This is a genomic window from Dysgonomonas sp. HGC4 (assembly GCF_001261715.1).
Taxonomy (GTDB): domain Bacteria; phylum Bacteroidota; class Bacteroidia; order Bacteroidales; family Dysgonomonadaceae; genus Dysgonomonas_A.
The window spans coordinates 45,777-70,211 of the sequence record NZ_CVRU01000056.1 but is presented as its reverse complement, the minus strand read 5'-3'; the positions used below and the strand labels follow the sequence as shown (position 1 = coordinate 70,211).

Below are 24,435 nucleotides of genomic sequence, written 5' to 3'. Positions count from 1 at the left end.
TTTATAAACATATAATTTACTCAATATGAATAATCCATCTTTAGAATTTAAAGAGAAAGTCGATAAGTGGTTATCTTCTGATCATTCCAATGTAGAAGCAGGAGCAACCCTATTGTTGCAGCTTAATAGAAATCGTATTCTATATGATAACATAATCAGAAAAAAGAATGTAGAAAAGTTAGTTTATGAGTTGAAAAAACAATCTGAGATCTTAGGCGAAAAAGCGAAGATAAAGGCATACAAAAATCTAACTGATCAGGAACTTAAAGAGTTCGAGGAGAAAAAAGTACGCATAGAGAAAGAAGTGTTACCTGTTGTTGATGCAGACCCAAAAGCAACAAATGGTAAGAGGTTAGATCACGATACTTTACCTGATGCAGCCAAAGAGGCTTTTGAATCTAACAAAAAATTATATCCTCTTATAAGATCCTTCCATGAGAAATTGAAGTTAATGAAGAATGATAGACCGTGTGATCGTTATCCATTCATTAAGCAATTGATAGAAATTGCAGACAAAATATCCAATAATTGGAGGTTATATGATGCTGCTATTGCTGTACCTGTTACACCAATAGATCAGGATCCACCCGAAGATCCTACTCCTATTATTCCCGTAGTTGTTGATACTGTAATCGCTCCGGCTGTTCCTTCCCTTACTCCTCAGAAAGTAAGTGCAAACAGAAAATACTTGAGCGACAACAAGAAAAAGGTTCCGAATCTAACAGACCCGAAGAAAAAAGACCATGTGCTTTCTCAAATGCAGCTCCGACTTGATGAGTTACTATCTGATGGTCAATCAGTAGACGAAACACAACTGAGAGAATTAGCTGAGATAGGATTGAGTATTCCCGATACGAATACTGATACAAGTGTCACAGAATAAAAGCATATTAAAAGATCTAAGCCTGTACCCGTTACAGGCTTATTTAACTGATGATGTGCAGTTGTTTGATGTTGTTCGTGATGTATTGAGACAAATAGGAGCTGCTGATATTTTCATTACCTCTTTTTCGATATCAGAAGAATTTATAAGATCTATGTTTAGGCAAAAGTCAAATAGTCAGATTCTTAGTGCAAAGCTTCTGATCGATATGAAAGCAGCTATGAAGATAGCAAAACTTATTCCTTTTGCCAGTAATGTATTTGATGAGATATATCTATCAAATAATCACTCCAAAGTTTTATTACTCAGTAACGAGAAATACAAAGTTTCAATAAATACCTCACAAAATCAGACAAGAGGTAACAGAAACGAAAGCGGAATAATAACCACCGATCAGGCAATTTATCAGCTATATGAAAATGCTATAAATGAAATTGTAAAGAAGTCAATCAATGCCAAACAATTACTCACAAGAGATACTTGATAAGATTAAAGAATATGCAGGAGATCTGATGTCACCCAGTCAGATCGCTATTCTACTTGATTTAGATGAAATACAATTCAGATCCGATATCAACAGTAAATCATCACCCGTTTACAAGGCTTATCATAAAGGTAAAATCATCACGATACATAAAATCAGAAGTCAGGAGGTGAAGTTAGCTAAAGCCAGTTCGCCGATGGCTGTTGAACTGTCTGAAAGATATATCGCTGATATGGAAATAGAAGAAAATGCGTAAAGAAACAACATTAGTCCTCTGTCATAGACATCTGTATGATGATGTTGATACTCTTGAAAAAGAAAAGATATCACCTCAGATTATCAATCGTATTAAACGGATCCGTTTGATTTATACGATATGGAACGATTATCCTCTCAAGAAAGACAAGGAAATGAGAGACACGTTAGTCTCCATGTTCGGTATATCACAATCAGAAGCTTATGAGGATATAAAGATCACTAAACAGTTGTTAGGTGATATAAACGCAGCCTCTAAAGCATTTCACCGTTTCAAAGTCAATGCCATTTTCATGGAGGCTTTGGACTTGGCTCGTATCAAAAAAAATCCTATTGCCATGATTATGGCAGGTGATAAATATGCTAAATACAATCAATTAGATAAAGAAGATGCCTTAGAATTTCCGTGGGATGAAATTATACCACAACAGTTTGTTCCTACTTCTGATCCGAGCGTAATAGGTATCAAACCCATTTCAAATATTCAAGAACGAATAGCAGCTATGAAAAAGAAATATGAAGCTGATATTGAATATGTAGACTTTGAGGAAATAGGTATTAACCCCGAATTATTAAAAGAAATACAAAGTTATGGCGAATAAAATATATTTTAATCCGCCACAACAACAGGTCATGTACACCAGTGCTCATACAACTGTTTTTGTAGGTGGTAGGCGTATTGGTAAAACTCATGGTATTGCTTCTCCTTTTGTTTTGCGAAATATACAACAGATGCCTAGAAGTTCAGGTGCTTTTGTTTTTCCATCTTATAAACGTGGATTAACAAATACACTGCCCGGTACTTTAAAAGGCTTAGAAGCGTTCGGATTCAAGCGAGATCTGCATTATGTATTAGGGAAGAAGCCTCCGAAATCGCTAGGTTTTGCTAAGCCTATAATAGAACCTGCCAATTATGAACATGTCATGTATTGGTATAATGGATCTATTGTTTATTTTATTTCGCAGGATATAATTGGATCTTCAAACTCATTAACGCTTGATTGGATTCTTTGTGATGAAGCTAAATTCTTAGATTTTGAAAAGCTAAAGGATGAAACTTTTCCTGCTAATGGTGGTATTCGTTCGCACTTTGGACATATTCCCTACCATCACGGAATGCTTATTATATCTGATATGCCGACAACAAAAAGAGGTTCTTGGTTTCTCGGTTATAAGGATAAGATGGACTTAGAATTAATTGAAACTATTCACGGGGTCATCTATGAATTGTGGAAGATTGAGGAGCGATTTAGAGAGGCTAAGAGGCTGAATGAATCGGTTCCTAAATATCTACCCTCTTATTATAAAACATTAGCTAAGACGCTTTCTCAGTTGCGTAAAGTGGCTGTTAATTATGGCGAATGGTCAAGCATTGAGAACCTATTAGTTCTAGGAGAAGATTATATAAAACAAATGAAAAGGGATTTACCCCCAATTGTTTTTCAAACATCTATTCTTTGCAAACGATTAGGAACTCTTAAAGATGGCTTCTATGCAGCATTGAATAGTAGAATACACTACTACACTCGTAATAATAACGATTACCTTCAAGGGCTTGATTATAATCTGAAAAAGGTACAGGACAACAGTTCACTACAAGATGCAGACGTTCTGCCTTTCGAGCCTATATGCGTGGCAATGGACTATAACTCGAATATCAATTGGTTAGTAGCCGGACAACGTGAAGGTAGGTTTATCAACACTATCAAAAGTTTCTATGTTAAGTATGAGCGTAAACTTGAAGAGGTTATAAATGACTTCTGTCATTATTATAGGTTTCATCTTAAGAAACATGTAGTGTATTACTACGATTCAACAGCACTTGGATCTAACTACGCAGTTAATGATGATAGCTTTGCAATAGTAGCAGAACGCACCTTTCTCTTAAATGGTTGGGAGGTTACTATGGCTTACATCGGTCAACCAATGAAGCATCACGAGAAGCATTTGCTTATCAATCGTTTATTAAAAGGTCAAGTCGAAGGTGGCTTGACTCCTTTATTGAATCAAGAGAATAACGAAGAACTTATAGTTTCAATAGAGAACACCGGAACACGGAATGGTCCGAATGGTTTTAGTAAAGATAAATCGGGAGAGAAATTAGCCGAAACAGAAGAGGATAAGCTTGAGTACCGGACTGATGGGACGGATGCCTGGGACACACTGGTCATTGGGATGAACAGATATCCTGCTGATTCATTTAGTTCGGGTATGGGTGGCTCATGGACTGGGTAATCAGGTAATCAATGATATTGTAGGCGGTAACGATTAAGTTCGTTAGCGCTTTTTTTGTCTTTGGTAATGGTGTAAACGTTCAGTATATCAAGTGTTTGAGTGCTAGTGTGAGCGACGAATGTTAATTTTAAATGTTAAATGAAAATGTTAAATTAAAATGTTAATTTTAACATAAGGTAGTATACCGAGGGGGTAATTACAAGAATCTGACAGGGCGAGGCAGGGTCAACAGACTGTTACTACTTGTTTTTGCCAAAAACAAGAGAGAAAAAATGCTAATAATCAAGTATGTAGGTGTTTATAAATCGGAAAAGCTAAATAAAGTTTAACTTTAATTTACATATTGTCTTGGTAATGGCTTGATATAGCGATTTTTAAAGCCTTATTTTCTGTTAGGCAATTGAAAAGTGAAAAAAATAATTTAAAATCAATAGTGAGGATTGTGTTGATTGTGTAGTAGCGTTTGCATATGGTATGCATCTAATGTGTTGTTTTGTAGGTGTTTAAAGTTTGTTTGTAAAGATATTTTTCGTATATTTGTATTAAGGAAATGGTACAGCAATACCAAGACCTTAAGATAATTAAGTATTAAAATTTAAAATTCAAATGCAATGAACAAGTCAAGAACAGCCAACGTGGCAGGGAGAAAAAGTGTGTTATCTGTAAAAGCTAATACAGTAAACACTGGTAAAAAATTCAATCCTAAAGATGCGGAAGAAATTACACCTTTGGCAGTAGACCAACCAACGGAAGAAAAACTACAAGAAACCGCAGCCGAAACCTCAGTTTCAACACAAGAGAACCAAACCCAAGAAGTTGCAACCCCCGAAAATAACGAGATTGCAGCGACACAAGCAGAGACTAAAGAAGTTACCACCCATCAAGAGGAAGAAAAACGAGTTCCGACAATCGAAGAATTGAAAGTATGTGCAAATAATCTGTTTTCTCTTCAAGAAAAGCATACAAATTTATTAAAGAAAAGAGCCGATTTAAGCAAGTTTACAATATCACATGATGATAGTAATGCTATAATTATTATTCGGGATGCAAACGGTTTGGAGTTCAAAAGTCCTAGTCGCCGAACTATTGCTAAAGTGTTGGAGTCTTGGGATGCTGATTTTAAAGATGCACAAATTACGGTAGAGGAAAAAATGAAAGAAATCTTTTTCGGTGCAGCCTAAAAAAAAATGAAAAGCCTTGCAAGGCAGCAACCAAGCAAGGCTTAATTTTAAATCAAATATTAAATATTCAATTCAAATGCAATACAAAGATATGGAAAATGTTACAATTCAAGCAACAGAGCAAAAAATAATATTCTCAAATTCATTTAGAAACCGCAAACCAGCGACAGAGAACCAGTTAACCACATTACAAGAAAAAAGAGAAAAGCTAAAAAAGTTGTCTAAGCCTCTAAAAAAGAAAGTGGAAAAAGGCACGATCGAGAATATAAACCAAGGCTTGAAAGCTTTGTACTCCAAACAAGGACATACAGAACTTAAAACCCTCTCAGAATGGAATAAAGCAGGGTACAGCGTCATAAAAGGCGAACACGCACTACTATTGTGGGGAAAGAAGAAAACACGCCCCAACACAGACGAAAACGCAGCAACAGACAGTTATAAATTTAACCCGATCTGCTTTGTATTCTCTCAATTGCAAGTTAAAAAAAGGGAGGTGAAATATGATACAGCAAGTAACTAACGAAAACAGTGAACCACTTATCAAATTGATGGGGGAACAGCTCCTAAAAATAGGGTTTAAAGTGGGAGATATAATCAACGTTTCTTTTTCTGAAAATCAAATCATAATCAGTAAAAACAAAGAGACTGAAAAGATTCAAGCGTTAGAGCAGAGAAACCCATCTATCAAAAAGTTTATAGATGATTTTGAACTCGAATTGTTAACAGCATGAAAAGTTTTATAGAATGTATTGAGCTAACAGGGCGAAAGGTCGGGCGAAGTAACGCTTTTAGTGATTTTCTAACTTTCGCCGTGTGTGCTTTATCAATGCAAGAACAAGAGGAACTATACTTACAGACGGCTAAATCATACGACAAAGACGAAATGTTGATGTTTTCCGAAGCTTTTGCAAGTCTTGTCATAGAGATGGATAACAACGGAGAAGGACTAATAGACTGTTTAGGTGACTATTTTATGGAGTGTTCAAGCAGTAAGCAAGCAGGGCAATTTTTTACACCGCCTCATATCTGTGATCTTATGGCAGAGTTAACACCGCCTCCTCCATTTATCACTATTAATGACCCGTGTTGTGGTTCAGGTCGTTTGTTTCTTGCAACAGCTAAACTAAGAAAGTATAACCTATATTCTGGTATGGATATTAGTTATCAATGCTGCCAAATGACACTTATAAATCTTTGTTTAAACGGCTTGTATGGTACAGTTGAACACATGAATACATTAAGTCTTGAAAAGTGGGCAGAATGGGAAGTAAAACCCCATCCCAAATACAAAGTACCCTATATTCACAAAGTAGATTTACACGCAAAAAATAAAGTTTCAACTATAACCGAAGAACCAAAAACGGAAGAAAAGCCACAAGAAACCCCCATTTCAGAAACTATAATAGATAGTCAGTTAACAGAATTTTTAAATCAAATAGATTGCTTATTATGATCACATTAGATATAACGAATAATTACAGGAAGTTTAATTTTAAAGAAAATAAAACACAGATTTTAGACTTTGAAACATTGAAAGTAACGCACAAAGAAAACGATGTTTTTGGTAATCCTTTGAAGGGTTTATATCATTATCAAGTGATTGAAAATGTTTTAAATATCTGCAATAACAGCGGCTTAAACTATGAACTTGAAGAAATCTTCGCAGCTCAGAACAAAAGTAGTCAACATCCTGGTGTATCTGTTTTGCCACAAATCGAACAAATAAAAGGCGATAATTCAGTTGAAGCCCATATTTTGAGACGTGTTTTTACAACGATCAAAATAAATGACGGTGAAAACTCGGAAATGAATACTACTATTGCAATCGCTTACCATCAAGACGGAGTGCAAATCGGCTTCGGTCCTAATGTCAAAATTTGTCACAATCAATGTATTTTGTCTAAGGAACGCACCGCCTACAATTACGGAAAAGACGGAGTAACGAATGACGAAATGTTTGCAACTGTAAAAAATTGGCTTGATAACTTTTTCGAGTACAGAGAAAACGATCTTCGTATCATTGAGAAAATGAAACAAATTAGATGTTCACAAAATGACGCTTATCAATTTATAGGTTTATTAACTTGCTTGCGAGTGGCAAAGGATAGCGGAAATAAGGACTTATCTAGTAATATAAAACAATACCCATTGACACAGGGACAAATATCTCAGTACTCAGAGGAATATTTAATTCGTCATTTGAACGGTCAAGCTTCTACGTTGTGGGATTTATACAATATTGCTACCGAGTTATATAAACCCGAAAAGGCAGAAATACCAAATTTACTACCTCAAAATGTCGCAATGATGGAGTTATTGAAAGAAAGATTCGAATTATAATAGATTAAATATCTACTAATGTCGCTACATGGGTAATGGCTTACCCATGGCGGCGGCTACTTTCTTGCGTTACGCGGCAAGAAAGTAGCAAAGAAACGCAAAAGTACCTTGCTACGCTGTGGTACATAAGGAAGTTTTTAGAGTAAATCTGTACATCTTGATTGATGTTACAGGTTTTTTAAATAATACTAAAGAGTGAAGCTGCAAATTTAGTTTGTTGCTTTTTTTTATATCTTTACAGTCTGTAAAATAGACTATACTTTATTAAAACTATGCAGTAATGAGAAAAATTCTATTTATATTTTGTGCTGTTTTCCTCTTATCAGGCTGTTCAAAAGATGATGAAAATGACTCGTTGGCGAAAATTGGAGAGTTTAAAGGAACTGAAGTTAAAAATACTGATGAATATTTATCAACGAAATATGGAATAATAGTAAATACGGATATCTATTTCGTTAAGAATGGTTATTATCCTGCTTCTTCCAAATCTTGTCCTAATGTAAAAGTAGATCATTCTAAAAATAGCATTTATTTATATCCATCATCTTACCCTCAGACCCCAGAGAGTATTGTGACTCGCGGATTTGCATGGGCTTGTGGACTATGTAAGGGTGTTTTCGATCCATATACAGGAAAACCATTGAATGACAAGGCGCAAGGTTATACACTTCAAATGTATAAACTATCAATAAAAGATGATGTTTATACAATATGGAAATAATATTTAAGGTAAGGAAAGCGAGGTGTACTCGCTTTTTTTTGTTTTAAGTTGGTGTTATTTCAAATATTCTTCTCATATTTGCAGTGCTAAACCAATTATACAATGAGCGAATATTATGTTCGCCTGTCTTTATAGGCTTTTTTTATGCCTATATCTAAAATATAGAACGGTTGTTCATTTTCCCACTTTTTTATTTCCGAGTTCGCTCGTTAGTAGAATTGGTTTAGCGACACGGGATATGACAGCCGTTTTTTTCTGTCTTAATAGCTAAACCAATTCTACAATGAAAAAATTAAATCAACCTGTTCGTGTTATTACACAACAATCTACACAAGGAGTCTATGAAGCCTTACTTCGTTTTGCTGAAATATTCAATCCTAATGATCCTAAATTATTAGAGAGAGGTGTAACCTCTATGCAACTTCAAGAAAAGAGATATAAATGTGATATGACCAATATACCTGGTTATTTGAATGTTCATATAGATTCGCCAGATATCGAACTAAAATGTTCGTTAATGGCAAAATCTAATTAAACAAAACAAATCAAAACCAATTTAATCATGGAACATTCAATCGATGGTGCAATTATTAATCCAAACGTTATCACTCAAGTAAAGTATATTCAAGAAAACTCAGGTACAGTACTCCCTATTTTCGACGACCTTATAAAGCTTATCTTGGAACAAAGAAAACATATGCAAGAAAGTAGTGATGTGATTTTGGATCGCATGGAGGACCTGCAATTTCTAAAAGAAATAATGATTGATATTTCTAACACAAATATTCGAAAAGATGGATGAAGTAAAGAAAATTATTTTTAGTCGGTACATTGGTCAATTTCTTCAAGCTACCGAAGTGGACGCAACTATACGAAAATCGAGTGAACAGATAGTATATGAACTCTCTGAAATGGAATCATATACAATACAAGAAGTAACCCAAATAATGGCAAAGTTTAGCTATAAAATTGGGTTTGATGACACAAAGCCTGTTTGGCTTATGAAACTAAGCAATGAAAAAGCTCTAAAAGAATAACAACAATGATCAGCCTCTCAGTAATGAGGGGCTTTTTTTGTCTTTTGTTGTGCATCGATTCTTGATTTTCTTTGAATTTATATAATTCAAATGAAGATTATGAATAAATATTGGCTCCTGATTATTGGTTTTGTTATCGGTTTTATTGCTGGTTATAACCTACATAGAGAGTATATAAGTGAATTGCCCGATATGGAAACTGTTAGGATAGATACTATTGTAATTACCGATTCAGTAATTAAACGTGTCCCTTATCCAGTTGATGTAATTCGAACTATTCCTCCCGTTGATGTCGATACGGCTAAAGTTATATCTGATTACTTTTTGAAAAGAGTTTATAAAGATACATTAATCAACAATGGGGTGTTAGTAGTTTCAGTGACAGATACAGTGAGCGAAAATGCTTTGTTGGCACGTAAGGTTAATTACACTTATGCTTATCCAAAGATTACTCAATCTGCTAAAAACAGATTGTATTTGAATGTAGATTCAAGAGGTGTAATGTCGGTATCAGGCACACATAAAAATCTAATGATATCAGCCGGATATGATGCAGTGAATAAATTACCGATTCTAGGATTGGGGATTAAACTTTTTGAGCGATGAATGTAGAAAGCTATATACCTCAATTTGCTTTTTCTAGCAACTTTCAAGAAATCGTTTTGGGTGTTGTAGAAAGTGATGTCACCTTTGTTTTGTCAAGGAAACTCGCAACAAACGAATATATTGAAATTCTCAGAGAAACATATGTTCCGGATAATGATCTGAAAATCTATATTCTTGGTTTATCTGAAATTATAGCCTCAAATATTTCGGGTGGCTCTTTTAATGAGTTCCGTTTTCATTTCTCTAATAAAGAAAATACACTCACTTATACAAGCAAAGTTATATTATCACGTGCAGAGATTAATATTAGTGCTGCTCAATTTGTAGAAAGTCATTTTTTGACTCTTATGCAAGGTGACAAAACTGTACAGATTGATAGTGTGCAATTTTTATCGCTGTATGTGACTAAACCAACATTGGTTAAATATGCAGCACGTTACAGAGATCTGAACGGGAATTACAGTAATTCGAGCGGAGAATTAGCAGATTTAGATGTTATTGATAGAACTGTCGGAATGGCTATTCATCTTTCGGCTTATGAAAAAGCAGATCACGATCTAGTAAAGTTTGCTGTTATTGCCGATAATAGAACGGCAACTTTTCTCATTGACGGCTATTCACGCCCTTCTGTTTTAGAATTGATATTTGTAAACAATTTCGGTGTATCGGAATCTTTCGCTGTCATGGGATCTATGAATCGTGAAAATAAATACTCGAATGAGCTTGGTTATATGCAAGGTAAATTTAAGAAATATCATATTGAGGCTCTTAGAGAATATACTGCCAACACGGGAGTTTTAGATCAAAATACAGCCAATTGGATTGAAGATCTATATAACTCGGAAAATGTTTATATAGCAAGGAATAAAACTTTCTGGAAAGAAATAACTATCACGGATGCAACTGTTAAACGCAGCTCGTTGCAATCGGAACTCCCATCACATGAATTTAAATATAGGTTATCACAACGCAATCAGGTTGTAGTTGACTTTAAAGAAGATTCTTTGAGGATCCATGATGATTCGTTTGATTATACATTTAATTAAATTGATAAATGACAAGAGAATATATACATATAAATGATGTTAGAAAACTGCTTAATTCTCATGCTGAAATTGGTAGTCTGAAATGTTGGAAAAAAGATGGCTCTATAATGGAATGTAAAGACCTTGTTTGCACCTCAAGTAATTATGAGAAAAATACATTCAATCTTACATTTCTTGTTTCGGGAGAAAAAAGAACAATAAAGGCTTTACTGATTTTTGAAGTAAATAATAAAGAGGTGATATTATGAGAAATGTAGAATTATTGGATGAAGTGTCAGCAGTGCTGAATCTCGGAGATTCAGTTGCTTTTGTGAACACTATTGATATTAGTGAAATAGATAGTATCATAGGTGATGATATTAGTCCTACGCCTGTAAAAGTAGATGAAAATTATAGAGGTTATGTGTCGTGGGGTGACGATAATCAACGCCCTTACAAGATTGTAAAAGCTGTTGAAGATGATGAAGTATTATCGCAAAACAATCATTTCAATGCTTTGACCTGTTATGCATCCGGCTTAAGATATAGGAGAGATAATGATGAAAAGGTAAGAAATGAAGATATTATTAAATTCTTCAAATATAATAATCCAGTTAAATATCTTCTTGATCAGGTAGCTGATATGAAGTATTTTCTATTTACAGTTTCTTTGGTTATAGTTAATAAAGAAGGTTCGAAAATAACAAAACTAAGACACAAAGAAGCAATCCATTGTCGTTTTGAATCGTGCAATCCTAGAACAGGACAAATTGAACATCTTTTTTATGGGGATTTTGAAGATAAAACACCAACTGTCGACGAACTGGAAGTTATTCCTGTTTTAGATTACTATGATCCTATTGGGGATCTTGAGGTTCGATTTGGCAGGATCCCGAATGAGAATGGAGAGATACAAGAAATGACCACTGCTCGGAAATTTGCAATCGTAAATCTATTTCCGACAGTTGGCAAAAAGTATTATCCATTCGCTCCCTGGTATTCGGTGTTTAATTCGGGTTGGTATAAGTATAAACGTATTATCCCAAAGAGAAAATTTGATATTATAAAGTCTGCTAAAGTGAAATACAAAGTAGAAATAAATAGTAGATATTGGGAAGAGATTTTTAAAACCGAGGTAATAACAGATAAAGAAGAACAAAAAAAGAGACGTATCAAAGAACTTGAGAATATACGTGACTTTTTGGGAGGTATTGATAATGCAAATAAGGTTTTGGTTACAGGTTGCTATGTAGATCCTGATGGTAATACACATAGCATGGTGACAATATCACTTGTGGATACAAAAAAAGAGGGTGGAGATCTGATCGAAGATTCAGCAGAAGCTAGTAATATGCTATGTTATGCGATGGGTGTTCATCCGGGTATGATCGGAGCGTATCCGGGTAAAGGTCAAGGTAGCTATTCAGGATCTGTGCAACGAGAATTGTTTACTATAAAACAATCTCTTGAGAAACCATATCACGATATCCTCCTCACTCCTTATCACGTGATCAAAGAATTTAATAAATACGATGATCTGAAATTTGATATCCCAGTTATTACGCTAACTGTTTTGTCAACAGGGGGCGATGCAGAAGAGAAAACATTACGCGAACCCGATAACAACCAATGATATGCTAATAAATGATATAAAAACTTTTGTGAGTTTTATTCCAACTGCTCAGAGGTTCAATCCCGATGAAGAACTGTCGGACATGGATACCCTAAAACCTTTTCTTGAAGAATCGGAGACGAAGATCATAAACGAAATAATAGGATCAGATTTGTTTGATGCAATCATAGCATCAACAAATACAACTATTCAAGATGCACTTAAGCGAATAGTCGCTATAAATGCTTATTACTTGTGTATTCCTTTTGTCGATCTGATATCTACTCCTAACGGTTTTGCGGTTGTTTCATCTACTAATAATATCGCACCAGCTTCGAAAGAGCGTGTAGAGCGTTTGCTTGATTGGGTGAAATTGCGATTAAGTGAATCAACTGATGCTTTAATTATTCTTTTATTATCGGGTACTGATAATATGTTTCGAGAAGAATGGAAGAAAAGCGTACATTTTGAACGCTATACAAACTGTCTGTTTATAACAGCCGGAGATCTAAGGCGTTTTGGACGGAGTAATGCATCTCGTAACACCTTAGATGAGCTTTACCCTTTGCTTATTTCCTATCAGGGTGATATGTCTAATACTGTCAGTTTTGAATACATGAAAGAACTTATTGAAAACAGACGTTCAGACAAGTTGACTAAATACGATGAAGATGTATTTTATAAATTACAGGTCGTTCTAGGCTTGTACTCAAAAGAAAAAGTAAATCAAGGCAAGGAATTATTGGGAACAATAGTGAATCAGATGATTGCCGATAAGGATAATTATACAACATTTATGACTTCTCAGGCATATAAAATAAAAACATCTGAGAATTATGTGAATCAAAAAACAGATCAAACATTTATGTTTAACCCATGAAAACAGCAGCTTATATATTTGTAATCATACTAGGATCAGCCATATTGTGGTTAGTCGTTTTTGTTCTTTATGCGTATGTGCAAAAGAAAAAAGCAAGGTTATTGCCCGAAGTTGATATTAAATTACCAAAATCGTGGAAAGAATTAACAGAGAAGCAACTCCTCTATATTTCAACTCTTATGATCAATGATAATACATTGACAGAGATTCAAAGTAAATGTTTCTTCTTCTTTTCGGGTATCAAAGTCTTGAAAGTCTTTAATAGAGAAGAATGGCTTTGCAAAGTGAAAAAAGGAAAGTTTATATTACAGGAATTTGAAGTGTTATTTTTTAGCAAAAAGCTTTCTTTCCTAACAGATGGAATTACAGAAGTAAATCCTTTGCCCAAGTTGGCCGGACAAAAACATGTCCAGCCCTTGTTCAAAGGAGTGTCGTTCCGACAGTGGTTTAATGCTGAAAACTATTATCAGGCATATCTATTTACAAAAGATGAATATTATTTGAATTGCTTATGTGCTGTTATTTATTGCGATGCTCGCAAATTCGATATCAATAAGATTAATAAACGAAGTAAGAAGTTTCGAAAACTGTCAATCGTAAAACGGTTTACAGTCTTTATTTATTATTCAGGACTGAAAGATAGACTATCTAAAGAGTTTAAGAACTTCTTTCAGAGATTAGAGCATACAGAAACACAAGTAAATATTACTCCTCCAAATATGAGAGAGTATATCGATAATATGTTACAGGCTTTAAATCTAGGTGACATAACTAAGAATGATCAGTTATTAGATCGTGATGTTTGGGATGCGTTCTCAAGGTTAGATAGCATCACCAAAGAGAATAAAGAAATTCAAAATCGACTAAACAAAATGAAGAAATGAAATTTGACGCAACAGCATATTTTAAAGAAATTAATACCCGGCTTAAAAAAACTAAGGACGGCAAATATAGGTTTTGCAAGAGTACTGGGTTATCTAGTATGGAAGGTGTTGTCGCTAATTTGAGATCAGATCCTGCATACTTTGTATTAGATGATACACAAGATGGGTACGTATATAAGAAAGGAGGTGGATATTTTAGTCGAAGAATGTTCGTAATATTCGTTCTCAAGAAATTCACTTTAGGGAGCATGGTACAACAAACAACTGCGATGCAGGAATGTCGAGATATATTCACATTGATTTGTACTCAATTAGTGAAAGATCGAAATGTATTTATTAATGACCAAATTTTTTTCGATACAGATCGTATTCCTTATTATGAATTAGATGGTCATGCGATAGCAGGATGTACAGGAATATATTTTATGTTTAGTGTTGATGAACCTACGAATTTATGCTACGATAAATCACAATGGTATGACGAATAACAAAGATAGAGAAGCATATCTTCGCTCATGGTCACAAGTGATGGTGAATATTTGGGTTGAAAAACTAGCAGCTTATAAGGTGTTTGATACTGGTAGTTTAGTTGAATCGGTTCATGCTTCTCCTATAAAACACATGGGGACTTTTAAAGAAGTAATTGAGCACACTTTTAATGAGTATGGTATTTTCGTAGAACGAGGAACAGGTAGGGAAGTTTCAAAAGGGAATAGCGGAGATTTAGGTTTCCATCCCGATAGAGTGCCACGACCTTGGTTAAACAAAAAATATTATTATTACTGCATGAAATTAGCCGAAAAGATGGCTGATATGAGCGGTAAAGACTTTACACACGTTATACAGCAGGTAATTGAAGGAACGAAATAATCGTTCCTTTTTTTGTCTTTTCTCCATCCTTCATTCATTATTTACTTAGCACAAAAAAGAAATGGCAAATCATTGTGAAGAGATAGCTTGTACCTGTTGCGGTTTCATTTACTGTGTGAGGTGCAACGTATTTTATTGTCCTAAGTGTAAAACGAAACATACAAATTAGATATGATTGATGAGAATGAATTAATAAAGGATGCACAGGAGATACGTGATGAAGTGTTTCCTAAAGCTAATACAGCTATCAGAATTGGTTCGTGGATGCTGAATGCAATAATTTGGGTTAAAGAATATGTAGCCTCAGTTGCGATAAAGATTGTTCAAACTGTTACAAATAAAACAAATGAAGTTATTTCAACGGCTGGTTTAAAAGTTGAATTAGACAAAAAAGCAGACGAAACTAAAACAATTGGAGGCAAAACTTATACAGTTGTTCGTACTGAGGGTGGAACGATACCTGAAATTGACGTGTCTGGAAAGGTAGATAAAAAAGTCATTTATAATGTGACACAAGCGACTACATTAACCTATATTGACAGAAAAACGGCTAGAGGTGCAGTACCTGCAGCTCAAAGAGGAATAGGGCAAATTTTATCTTATAAACTTCAAACAGGATGGGTAACAGAGCTATTTATAGGGGCAGCTTTGACAAGCTATCTATTAGATGACAGTTGGCAAGATGTAGGCAGCTCTAAGCGTTTAACAGAACTTATTCCTTTTTCCGATTCGGGTACTGTATCCTCAAGAGGATATGCCTTTTATTACTTAGAACAAAGTGTATTGAGAGGTGTGCCTATTAATCGAATCAGATTAAATGTTAGTAGAATAGGCACGCTCACGATCAGCGTTGCAACAGGAATACCTAATCCAAGAACGGTTATTTCTTCGTTCAACCTGTCAATAACGACTCTAGGAGATCAAATATTAACATTCCCAAACGAGATAACACTAGCAGGAACAGAGTTTCTCGGAATCGGAGAACCTAGCAATTCAGCCGAATTTTTGGTCAATACAACAAGAGCCAATCCCGTTGCGGGTGGGTATGCATTTTACGGAACAAATCCCGGATTTAGCCTGACGCGTGATCTTTGTGTAGGCGTTATAGCTACTTCTGCTATTTTAGAAGAAGGCGGCAATACAGGCGGTGGAACTGTTATTAACGATTCTTCGGTAAGGGGTCTTAATAAGACAAAAGAAGTAGCAGTGCAAGCATTGTCAAAAAAAATTGGAGGACTCGCAAACCCTGTTAAAAATAATATATTCAGCTTTATTCAATTCAGCGACCCTCACGGACAAAAAGAACAAATAAGAAGAGTATTTGAAGCAATTAACCAATATTCTACAATTCCGTTTGGAATAAATTGCGGTGATATTGTAGCTAGTACAATAGTTGATGATTTTCAAACATATCAAGATATAGCTTTGCCTTCTCTTAAGACAGTTTATCATTGTCTCGGAAATCACGATCTGCAAAATGGTACAACAGCAGCAGCAAATGTAAAGTTTATGCAGCCATTCTGGGCGAAATGGGGCTTAGCCTCGTCTTCGAAAAACTACTATTATAAAGATATAGAAGGAGTACGATTCATATTTATAGATGAATATGAAAGTCAGAAATCGGGTACTAGCAATAGTTATCTAACCGATACACAACTATTGTGGTTGATCAACACCTTGAAAGCTACAACAAAAGCCATTATCGTAACACATCAGCCCGCGGGCAAAATTATTGGAACAGGACTCAAAAGACCTTCGGGAGAAGTTATTACAGGCGTAAATAATTTCTTTGATAATACAACAGAAACAATAGTGTACACATTTTATCAAAATGGAGAGAACCCCGTTAGAGATATTGTCGAAGCTTGGAAGCAAGGCACATCATTAAATAAAACATATACAACATCATCTGCCGATTTGCCTGCTAACGTTGTGAATGTCACATTTACGGGAAAGCAGGAGTTTATATGCTACTTTACTGGACACGAGCATTATGATAAATTTGGTTTTATAGAGAATACGACACAGCTAAGTTGTACAGTCTCATGCACAAAAATGGAAGATAAATTTTCTGATACTCCGCGACTTGAAGGTACTCAATCACAAGACTGTATAAATGCCGTCGGTATTAATCTTGACGATAAAACGGTCAGTCTTGTGAGGCTAGGTTCAGATGTTGCATATGATCAAAGAGAGCGTAAATCTATCAGTGTGATTTATGATAAATCTAAATATTAACTAATAATATGGATATAATTAAATTGTTTTTTGTCGGGATTATTGGTGCAATAATCTCATATCTGGAACCCGTGTGGAATCCAATGATAATATTAGGACTCGTTTTCTTGGCAGATATCGCAGCAGGAATACTTGTTGATATCTTTCGTAATGATGATCGAATAAGACTCAAGAAAGTCTTACTATCATTGATTTTCTTAGCTATGTATTTATCTATTATAGCAAGTACCTTCGTTATTGGTGACAGAATGGGAGACGTAGATGAATCGCTGTTTTTCGTTAAAACACTAACCTATATATTTCTTGCTTTCTATGTGAGTAATACCCTCAGAAATATATGTATTCTTTTCCCAACAAATAGAGTCTTTGCGTTTTTATACCACTGGTTTGGATTGCAAATAGTGAAGAGAATGCCTGAATTATATAACTTCATATTTGGTAAACAAGATGATAACAAGTAAATATTTTAAAGAAGAAGAGTTCCAAAAGTGTACACCTTCGTGTTCGTTACAGGACATGGATCAAGAGTTTATGAATCTCTTAGATGCTCTCAGAGAAGGAGCAGGAATACCCTTAGTATTAAATTGTGCTTATCGTTCTCCTGCATGGGAGAAGTCGAAAGGTAGAAGCGGATCAGGTGATCACCCTCAAGCAAAAGCTGTTGATATTAGATGCAATGACTCAACAAATCGATTTAAGATTCTAAGAGCTGCTTATAAACTGGGTATAAAACGTATAGGTATAGCTAAAACCTATATCCATATTGGAGCCGGATCGAATTTGCCAACTCAAGTAGCTTGGATGTATTAGAATGCTATTTTTGTTATTATAACTATTGAGAAATGCCTGAGTCGTGAGATTCGGGCTTTTTTATGTCTTTTCTAGCCATTCTCTCTCCTGCTATTTTCGCTCAAAATACATTGGAAATGGCGAATATAGTAAATCAGGCTCAAACACGAGTAACCGTTGACGGTCAATCAGCCGAACAGGAACTCTCTAAACTCGAAGTTCTAGCAAGGGAGTACCGCGACAGAATGGTCGAAGCTTCCAAAGCCGGAGATAAAAAGGCATTCGATAAATCAAATAAAGCATTACAGCAGGTCAATAGGGAAATGAGAAACATTATCCGTTCCTCATTCGATGTGAATAAGGTAATGAATAACCTTTCAACATCGGGTCCTAATGATCTTAAGAAAGCACTCACCCAACTAAATAAAGAACTCAATTCGGGAAAAGTTGCTCGTGGCTCTAAGGAATGGGATGAGTTGCAACGCAAGATAAAAGCCGTAAGATCCGAACTCGGAAAAATCAATGCAGAAAGTCAGGTAACACAATCTCGTTGGTCGAAAATGACAGACGGGTTTAATAAATATTTCGGTGTTGTTACTGCTGTATTGGCATCCGTCACGGGATTATCTTTTGCTTTTCGTAAAATGGCAGAAGAAGTTGCAAAGATGGATGATGTGTATTCTGATGTAATGAAAACAACAGGATTCACACGTGATCAGGTTGTAGATCTGAATGAGGAATTTAAGAAAATGGATACCCGGACTACTCGCGAGCAATTAAATCTATTAGCTCGTGATGCCGGAAAACTCGGTAAAACCTCTAAAAAGGATATTCTTGATTTTGTTGTAGCAGCAAATCAAATTGATGTATCACTCGGTGAAGATCTTGGAGAAGGAGCAATGAAGGATATCGGAAAAATATCCGATGTTTTTGCCCGATCCACAAAAGAACTTGATAAGTTAGATTTGAGAGGGCGTATGCTTGCAATTGGTTCAGCGATCAATGAACTTGGAGCCAGTTCAACTGCTTCGGAATCTTATATGGTTGACTTTGCACAACGATTGGGTGGGGTAGCAGCTCAAGCAGGAATATCTATTCAAAACATTTTAGGTTATGCTTCTGCTCTTGATCAGTCGGGACAAGCCGTTGAAATGTCAGCCACAGCCGTTCAGAACTTCATTATGAAGTTGATGGGTGATCCTGCTAAATTCGCGAAAATTGCAGGTCTTGAAATTACTAAATTCAACAAACTACTAAAAGAAGATACCAACGCAGCGATAAAGGAGGTATTAACTGCTCTTTCTCAGAAAGGCGGTTTTCAGCAGCTCATACCTATGTTCAAGGATATGGGGCTGGATGGTGCACGTGCAGTAGGTGTACTTTCGGCTTTGGCAACCAATATTGATAAAGTAAATGTTGCTCAAGAAATATCTAATAAAGCTTTTGCAGAAGGAACATCAATTACTCAAGAGTACGAAATCAAGAATAATAACCTAAAAGCGACACTTGAAAAAGGACGTAAAGCATTTTATGATGCTTCTTTAGAACTTGGCGAACGATTAAGTCCGGCGTTGATCAAATCAACAAACGGAATGACCTATTTAGTAAAGATATTACCTTCTGTTATTGACTTCTTTATCAAGTATGGTAAAGCAATTACAAGCTTAGTTGTAACAGTAGGAACTTACATGGTTGCTGTTAAATTAATGACTGCATTAACTGGAAAGTGGACTATCATTGAGACTTTACATTATAGAGCCTTGCAAGCTCAAAATGCAATAATGATTCTTTTGCGTGGTACTATCTATGCTCTTCAAGTTGCATATTACACACTAACAGGACAAGTTGCGAAAGCAAGAGGAGCAATGTTAGCATTTGCAGCCGTAACAGGTTTGACGAATCCTTTAGTGATATTGACAGCAGTTATCGCAGCATTAGCAGCCGGAATATTTGTACTCTCAGTAAATTCAAAAGAGGCTGCATCTACGGCTAAGTTATTGAATGATGTTCATAAAGAGGCTCAGAAGTCAATTATAGGTGAAAAAAATGAATTAGATCTGTTATTACGAGTTGCTAAAAACGAAAAGGTAAGTAAAGAAGAGAGATTGAAGGCAATAAAACGTCTCAATGAAATATCTCCCGAATATTTAGGTAACCTAAGTTTAGAAAATATTAATACTCAAGAGGCAACTAAATCGGTGGAAGCTTATACGGTTGCTCTATTGAAAAATGCGAGAGCTAAAGCTTCTCAAGCCAAAGTGGATGAAATAGGGGCATCAATAGTTGATAATTTGGATGAAATTAAAAAACTAGAAAGTGAAATTTCTGATATTGACCCTGATCGATACGCTAATGCAATAGCTCTTCGAAAAAATTCAATAAGAGACTTAAAAAAGGAAAATGAGGATCTTGAAAAGCAACAACTATTCTATGCAGGTCTTTACATGGAGACTAAAGATACTCAGAATGAGAAGAATTTACAGTCTCTTAAAACCAATGCTGCATATTTAGAGAATGAGTTGAAGAACGAAAAAGCTAAGTTATCAATATTGGAGGAGCAACAAGCAGCAAAATTATTTCCATCTATTGTTCAACAAAAACCTAACACTCCATTTTCAACAGATAACGCATTTACAGATAGTGTAGAACTGAATAATCTTAATCAGAAGGTTGATGTTCAGCGTAAAATTGTAGAAGAAAAGGCTAAGGAATTAGAGTTGTCTAAAGAAGTTGCAAAAGTACCTCCTCCTCTTGTGGATCCTCCGGGTAAACCCGAAAAGGTAGGCGTTCAAAATAAAAGGATAAAAGATGCAATGCGAAAGCTTGAGATAGAACATAATGATACTATTTCAGCTATCAAAAAGAAATTTCGTGATGATGAACAGATGTCAGAGTTTGAATTTAATAATCAACTACTCGCAGCACAAGATGAATATGATAAAAAAAGGATTACACAACTCAATCTCTTAAAGAAAGCCGTTTCAGATCCGGCTGTAAAAGATGATTTATTAAAACAAATTTCAGAGATTGATAATACAATATTAGATCGAGAAATTAAACTTCAAGCCGATTTAAAACGAATTATCCTGAATGCAGATCCAGCCAAAGCAGAACAGGAAGCATACGATACCCGATTAAAAGAATTGGGATTGTTCGGTGTAAGCCGTGAAAAATTGACGGCTGATCAACTCGCAGCTCTCGAATTGCTCGAAAAACAGCATAAAGAGAAAATGAGTAAGATAGAAAGACCCGAAATTAGGCTAAAACTAAAGGCTTTGGAAGAGGCTCAAGCCGTTGAAGAATCTTTATTAGCTGAAAACAGGGCAAAGGGTTTGATATCCGAAAGGTTGTATAAAAGTCAATTGCTACTGCTTGATATCGGCTATACTGCTGAGAAAATGTCAATCGATGGAATCTCAGAGGAGCAACGTCTTCAATTGCAAAAAGAATCGCTTGATAAACAAGCAAAATATTATGAAGAGAATGCAGAAGTAAGAGATCGCCTCAATAAAAAGAGAACGATTGAATCTCTTGAGGAGGCTCGTGCGATGGAGCTTGCATTCTTAGATGAGTCGCTTGCTGATAACCTGCAAAATACAGAATTGTATGAGCAAATGAGGTTAGCCATCATTGAGAAATACAATTTACTTGAGGAGGAACAGGATAGAGCCAAAAGAGAGAGAATGTTGCAAACAACCCAATTTGCTCTCGAATCTTTGCAAGAGTTGATGAACTCTTATTCATCCTATGTAAGAGCCACAAATGAAGCCGAAACAGCCTCAATCAATAAAAGATATGAAGCTCAGATAAAAGCAGCCGGTAATAACTCTAAAAAAGTAAAGAAGCTAGAAGAGCAAAGGGATAGGGAGTTAGCACAGGCGAATAGAGACAGTGAAAACCGATCCTTCAAAATTCAAATAGCAATGGCATTGGCTCAAACAGCTCAGTCTGCAATCAACGCCTATTCATCTACGGCAGCCATCCCGATTGTAGGTCCTGCATTAGCACCCATTGCCGCCGGAGTGGCAACGGCAGCCGGACTAATAAATGTAGGAGCGATTAAAAAACAGCATGAGGCTGCAATGGCAAATTATTGGGTCGGAGGGTACACAGATCCCGGACGCAAATACGATGTAGCCGGATTGGTACACAAAGGCGAATTTGTAGGTAATGCAGAAGCAGTTAACAATCCCTATGTTCGCCGTGTCTTCGATGTCGTAGATCAGGCTCAACGAACAAATACAGTGTCGGGCTTGAGATCACATGATTTTGCATCTGCATTAGAATACAAGGAGCGTGTTGCACAATTGCCCCGTCAAGCCGATGAAGCAGCAAAAGTTGAGTTACAGCAACAAAACGAATACCTGGTTAATGTATTGCTAGATGTCGCCGAAACAAACCGACAATTGAAAGAAAGGCTTAATGAGCCGTTCAATACAGTAAACAGTGTGACAGGTCCTAGCGGTATTAAGCAGGCTATGGACACATATAACAGATTGATCAGTAATAAATCAAGAGGCAAATGACAACAGAATTATATATAGATAATCAACTGGTTATATTAGAAGAAGATTTTTCTTTTCCATTATTGGAAGAGAATCCTGTTTATACAAAAGATAGTCAATATACGTATGATATATCTATTTCGTTGCTAAAAGCTGTGAATGCAAAAGTATATCAATATATCAATCGTAATAATATAGATAACGAAATTCCAACTAAACGCCGTGCTATACTTATTATAAATGGTAGGGTTTATCTGAATGGTACGGAAAAGATAATGGATATCTCAGAGAAAGAGGTTATGATCCAATTACTAAGCGGAAATTCAGAAATGAATTTTGTTATAGGTGGTAAACTTAATCTGAGGAATCTTAATTTAGGTAAAGCTGCACTTTTTGTGCCTGATCCGGAAGCAGAGTCAGATTTGCTAGATGTTGCAAAACAGGTTTTAGATTCTTTACAATTTTCATATCCACAACGCGATTGGCACTTATTACCTTATCATGCGGATTATGAGCCTTATGAAGATATTATAGGTGTGTTTGGGAATAAATATTATATAAATGATTATATAACACCAGGGAAAAGAGCGCCTTATTATTTTCCTGCATTTTCGGGACAAGTTCCACAGCCTTATTTTTGCTTTATAATAAAGGAGGTTATTGCAGCAATAGGATATAAATTGATATATAATGCAATTGAAGAGCATGAAGTATTGAAGAATATGTATATTGTGCATGGTATGCAGACATTAGAATTTGCTAAAATGTTGCCCTCATGGACTGTAAATGACTTTCTTTCAAAAATTGAATTTCAGTTTGATTGTGTGTTTGTTGTAAACTCAAACACGAGAGAGGTTCAATTGCTTTATAACCATAACACTCAAAAAAATAGAGAGATGGTTACTTTAAAAACAATTGATGAACTGAAAATAACAGAGGATGAAGATAACAATCTTGACATACGTATTGCAAATGTAGGTTATTCGCTGGATAGTGATGAGTATTATGCGTTTATGAATATGGATTCACGCATTATGGAAAAAGCTGCTGCACGAGGCACTATTGTTACTTATTATACTCTAACACATTTGTACAATTTAGTTCAGGATGATACAGACACTAAACGTTTTGAAAAGATCTTCACGAATATCCTCAAATACGATTATTTTATTGCTTTCAGAACAGGCAAAACCGTAAACGGAAAAGAGGAGGTTATTCCACGTCGGGTAAACTCATTCATTCCATTAATGAACAACCCCAAATCCACGGAATTAGATCACGAGTTTGATATTATTCCTGCATCTATGGTAACAACAACACAATACAGAGGTGATGTTCAGCCTGTCGATTGGCTTCAATTGCCTGTTGCCGGAAACTATGATCCATTGTTTTCGTATGATGGATCTCCAAGTTACGATGATGAATTTGATATTCAGTCTTTAGTTGAAGGTGATATGGAGCTGTCAGATGATAAATCAAATTATACTAAAATGCGATTAGCTGTATATACTGGGCTGTCCGAACTTGATTTGGTCGAACCTAATACATCAAAGGCTACCTTTCCAATTGCATGGGTGGAATCTTTGGCAGAATATTTTGAAAAAACAAAAATAATTCGATACTTCGGTCCCGTCGGAGGGGATCCTTTCAGGCTGAAAAATTTAAATCGTGACATATATAGTCAAGCAATTAGTATTGATACAACTAGACCTTACAAATATTTGTTCGAGTTAGAAGATAATATTGATATCAGGTCTGATTTTATTATAAATAACAAAAGGTTTGTTTGTTTTAAAATAGAGCGAGAAGTAACACAAACGGGTTTTCTACCCATCGCAATCGGTTATTTTTATCCATACACAAAAAAGGAGGCTTAAAAACCTCCTTTTT

At 35.5% G+C, this 24,435-nt stretch carries 27 protein-coding genes; all 27 read left to right on the top strand.

Annotated elements, in window-relative coordinates:
• Nucleotides 1-25: 25 nt before the first annotated feature.
• Nucleotides 26-883 carry a hypothetical protein gene (locus HGC4_RS05180; RefSeq protein ID WP_050709067.1) on the top strand — a complete coding sequence of 286 codons (858 nt, stop codon included), beginning with the start codon at nt 26-28 and terminating at the stop codon, nt 881-883.
• On the top strand, nt 870-1,367 hold the full coding sequence (locus HGC4_RS05175; RefSeq protein WP_050709066.1) for a hypothetical protein: 498 nt from the start codon (nt 870-872) through the stop codon (nt 1,365-1,367). The genes HGC4_RS05180 and HGC4_RS05175 overlap by 14 nt, the downstream gene beginning before the upstream one ends.
• The gene (locus HGC4_RS05170; protein ID WP_050709065.1) at nt 1,336-1,623 is read left to right on the top strand and encodes a hypothetical protein; all 288 of its coding nucleotides are present in this window, start codon (nt 1,336-1,338) and stop codon (nt 1,621-1,623) included. Before HGC4_RS05175 ends, HGC4_RS05170 begins: the two co-directional genes overlap by 32 nt.
• The gene (locus tag HGC4_RS05165) at nt 1,616-2,224 is read left to right on the top strand and encodes a hypothetical protein (protein ID WP_050709064.1); all 609 of its coding nucleotides are present in this window, start codon (nt 1,616-1,618) and stop codon (nt 2,222-2,224) included. The genes HGC4_RS05170 and HGC4_RS05165 overlap by 8 nt, the downstream gene beginning before the upstream one ends.
• Entirely contained in the window at nt 2,214-3,857 is a 1,644-nt protein-coding gene (locus tag HGC4_RS05160) for a hypothetical protein (RefSeq protein ID WP_050709063.1), read from the top strand. The genes HGC4_RS05165 and HGC4_RS05160 overlap by 11 nt, the downstream gene beginning before the upstream one ends.
• 611 nt (nt 3,858-4,468) lie before the next feature.
• Nucleotides 4,469-5,038 (top strand): hypothetical protein, encoded by a 570-nt coding sequence (locus HGC4_RS05155; protein WP_050709062.1) that lies wholly within the window; start codon nt 4,469-4,471, stop codon nt 5,036-5,038.
• A 76-nt stretch (nt 5,039-5,114) separates the two neighbouring features.
• Nucleotides 5,115-5,558, top strand: a complete 444-nt coding sequence (locus HGC4_RS05150; protein WP_255349822.1) for a hypothetical protein — start codon at nt 5,115-5,117, stop codon at nt 5,556-5,558.
• Nucleotides 5,539-5,769: a hypothetical protein gene (locus HGC4_RS05145; protein WP_050709061.1), complete on the top strand. Its 231-nt coding sequence runs from the start codon at nt 5,539-5,541 to the stop codon at nt 5,767-5,769. The genes HGC4_RS05150 and HGC4_RS05145 overlap by 20 nt, the downstream gene beginning before the upstream one ends.
• Complete coding sequence (locus HGC4_RS05140) at nt 5,766-6,491, top strand: N-6 DNA methylase (RefSeq protein WP_050709060.1); 726 nt, start codon at nt 5,766-5,768, stop codon at nt 6,489-6,491. Before HGC4_RS05145 ends, HGC4_RS05140 begins: the two co-directional genes overlap by 4 nt.
• On the top strand, nt 6,488-7,378 hold the full coding sequence (locus tag HGC4_RS05135) for a DUF932 domain-containing protein (RefSeq protein ID WP_050709059.1): 891 nt from the start codon (nt 6,488-6,490) through the stop codon (nt 7,376-7,378). Before HGC4_RS05140 ends, HGC4_RS05135 begins: the two co-directional genes overlap by 4 nt.
• A 280-nt stretch (nt 7,379-7,658) precedes the next feature.
• On the top strand, nt 7,659-8,099 hold the full coding sequence (locus HGC4_RS05130) for a membrane lipoprotein lipid attachment site-containing protein (protein ID WP_050709058.1): 441 nt from the start codon (nt 7,659-7,661) through the stop codon (nt 8,097-8,099).
• A gap of 283 nt (nt 8,100-8,382) precedes the next feature.
• Nucleotides 8,383-8,634: a hypothetical protein gene (locus tag HGC4_RS05125; protein ID WP_050709057.1), complete on the top strand. Its 252-nt coding sequence runs from the start codon at nt 8,383-8,385 to the stop codon at nt 8,632-8,634.
• A gap of 27 nt (nt 8,635-8,661) precedes the next feature.
• A complete protein-coding gene (locus HGC4_RS05120) occupies nt 8,662-8,901 on the top strand; it encodes a hypothetical protein (RefSeq protein WP_050709056.1) in 240 nt (79 codons plus the stop codon).
• Nucleotides 8,894-9,136 carry a hypothetical protein gene (locus tag HGC4_RS05115; RefSeq protein WP_050709055.1) on the top strand — a complete coding sequence of 81 codons (243 nt, stop codon included), beginning with the start codon at nt 8,894-8,896 and terminating at the stop codon, nt 9,134-9,136. Before HGC4_RS05120 ends, HGC4_RS05115 begins: the two co-directional genes overlap by 8 nt.
• Nucleotides 9,137-9,235: 99 nt before the next feature.
• Nucleotides 9,236-9,742 carry a hypothetical protein gene (locus HGC4_RS05110; protein WP_157258140.1) on the top strand — a complete coding sequence of 169 codons (507 nt, stop codon included), beginning with the start codon at nt 9,236-9,238 and terminating at the stop codon, nt 9,740-9,742.
• Entirely contained in the window at nt 9,739-10,788 is a 1,050-nt protein-coding gene (locus HGC4_RS05105) for a hypothetical protein (RefSeq protein ID WP_050709053.1), read from the top strand. The genes HGC4_RS05110 and HGC4_RS05105 overlap by 4 nt, the downstream gene beginning before the upstream one ends.
• 8 nt (nt 10,789-10,796) lie before the next feature.
• Complete coding sequence (locus HGC4_RS05100; protein WP_050709052.1) at nt 10,797-11,036, top strand: hypothetical protein; 240 nt, start codon at nt 10,797-10,799, stop codon at nt 11,034-11,036.
• Nucleotides 11,033-12,400, top strand: a complete 1,368-nt coding sequence (locus tag HGC4_RS05095) for a phage portal family protein (protein ID WP_050709051.1) — start codon at nt 11,033-11,035, stop codon at nt 12,398-12,400. The genes HGC4_RS05100 and HGC4_RS05095 overlap by 4 nt, the downstream gene beginning before the upstream one ends.
• A 1-nt stretch (nt 12,401) precedes the next feature.
• Nucleotides 12,402-13,259, top strand: a complete 858-nt coding sequence (locus HGC4_RS05090; RefSeq protein WP_050709050.1) for a DUF6712 family protein — start codon at nt 12,402-12,404, stop codon at nt 13,257-13,259.
• Nucleotides 13,256-14,143, top strand: a complete 888-nt coding sequence (locus HGC4_RS05085; RefSeq protein WP_050709049.1) for a hypothetical protein — start codon at nt 13,256-13,258, stop codon at nt 14,141-14,143. Before HGC4_RS05090 ends, HGC4_RS05085 begins: the two co-directional genes overlap by 4 nt.
• On the top strand, nt 14,140-14,631 hold the full coding sequence (locus HGC4_RS05080; RefSeq protein ID WP_050709048.1) for a hypothetical protein: 492 nt from the start codon (nt 14,140-14,142) through the stop codon (nt 14,629-14,631). Before HGC4_RS05085 ends, HGC4_RS05080 begins: the two co-directional genes overlap by 4 nt.
• Nucleotides 14,621-15,013, top strand: a complete 393-nt coding sequence (locus HGC4_RS05075; RefSeq protein ID WP_050709047.1) for a hypothetical protein — start codon at nt 14,621-14,623, stop codon at nt 15,011-15,013. The genes HGC4_RS05080 and HGC4_RS05075 overlap by 11 nt, the downstream gene beginning before the upstream one ends.
• Nucleotides 15,014-15,184: 171 nt before the next feature.
• Nucleotides 15,185-17,251: a metallophosphoesterase family protein gene (locus HGC4_RS05070; RefSeq protein WP_050709046.1), complete on the top strand. Its 2,067-nt coding sequence runs from the start codon at nt 15,185-15,187 to the stop codon at nt 17,249-17,251.
• 8 nt (nt 17,252-17,259) lie between these two features.
• Nucleotides 17,260-17,712, top strand: coding sequence for a hypothetical protein (locus tag HGC4_RS05065; protein ID WP_050709045.1), 453 nt, complete (start codon nt 17,260-17,262; stop codon nt 17,710-17,712).
• Nucleotides 17,699-18,061, top strand: a complete 363-nt coding sequence (locus HGC4_RS05060) for a D-Ala-D-Ala carboxypeptidase family metallohydrolase (RefSeq protein ID WP_050709044.1) — start codon at nt 17,699-17,701, stop codon at nt 18,059-18,061. Before HGC4_RS05065 ends, HGC4_RS05060 begins: the two co-directional genes overlap by 14 nt.
• 116 nt (nt 18,062-18,177) lie before the next feature.
• Nucleotides 18,178-22,566, top strand: coding sequence for a phage tail tape measure protein (locus tag HGC4_RS05055; protein WP_157258138.1), 4,389 nt, complete (start codon nt 18,178-18,180; stop codon nt 22,564-22,566).
• Complete coding sequence (locus HGC4_RS05050) at nt 22,563-24,422, top strand: hypothetical protein (RefSeq protein WP_050709042.1); 1,860 nt, start codon at nt 22,563-22,565, stop codon at nt 24,420-24,422. The genes HGC4_RS05055 and HGC4_RS05050 overlap by 4 nt, the downstream gene beginning before the upstream one ends.
• The last annotated feature ends 13 nt before the right edge of the window (nt 24,423-24,435 follow it).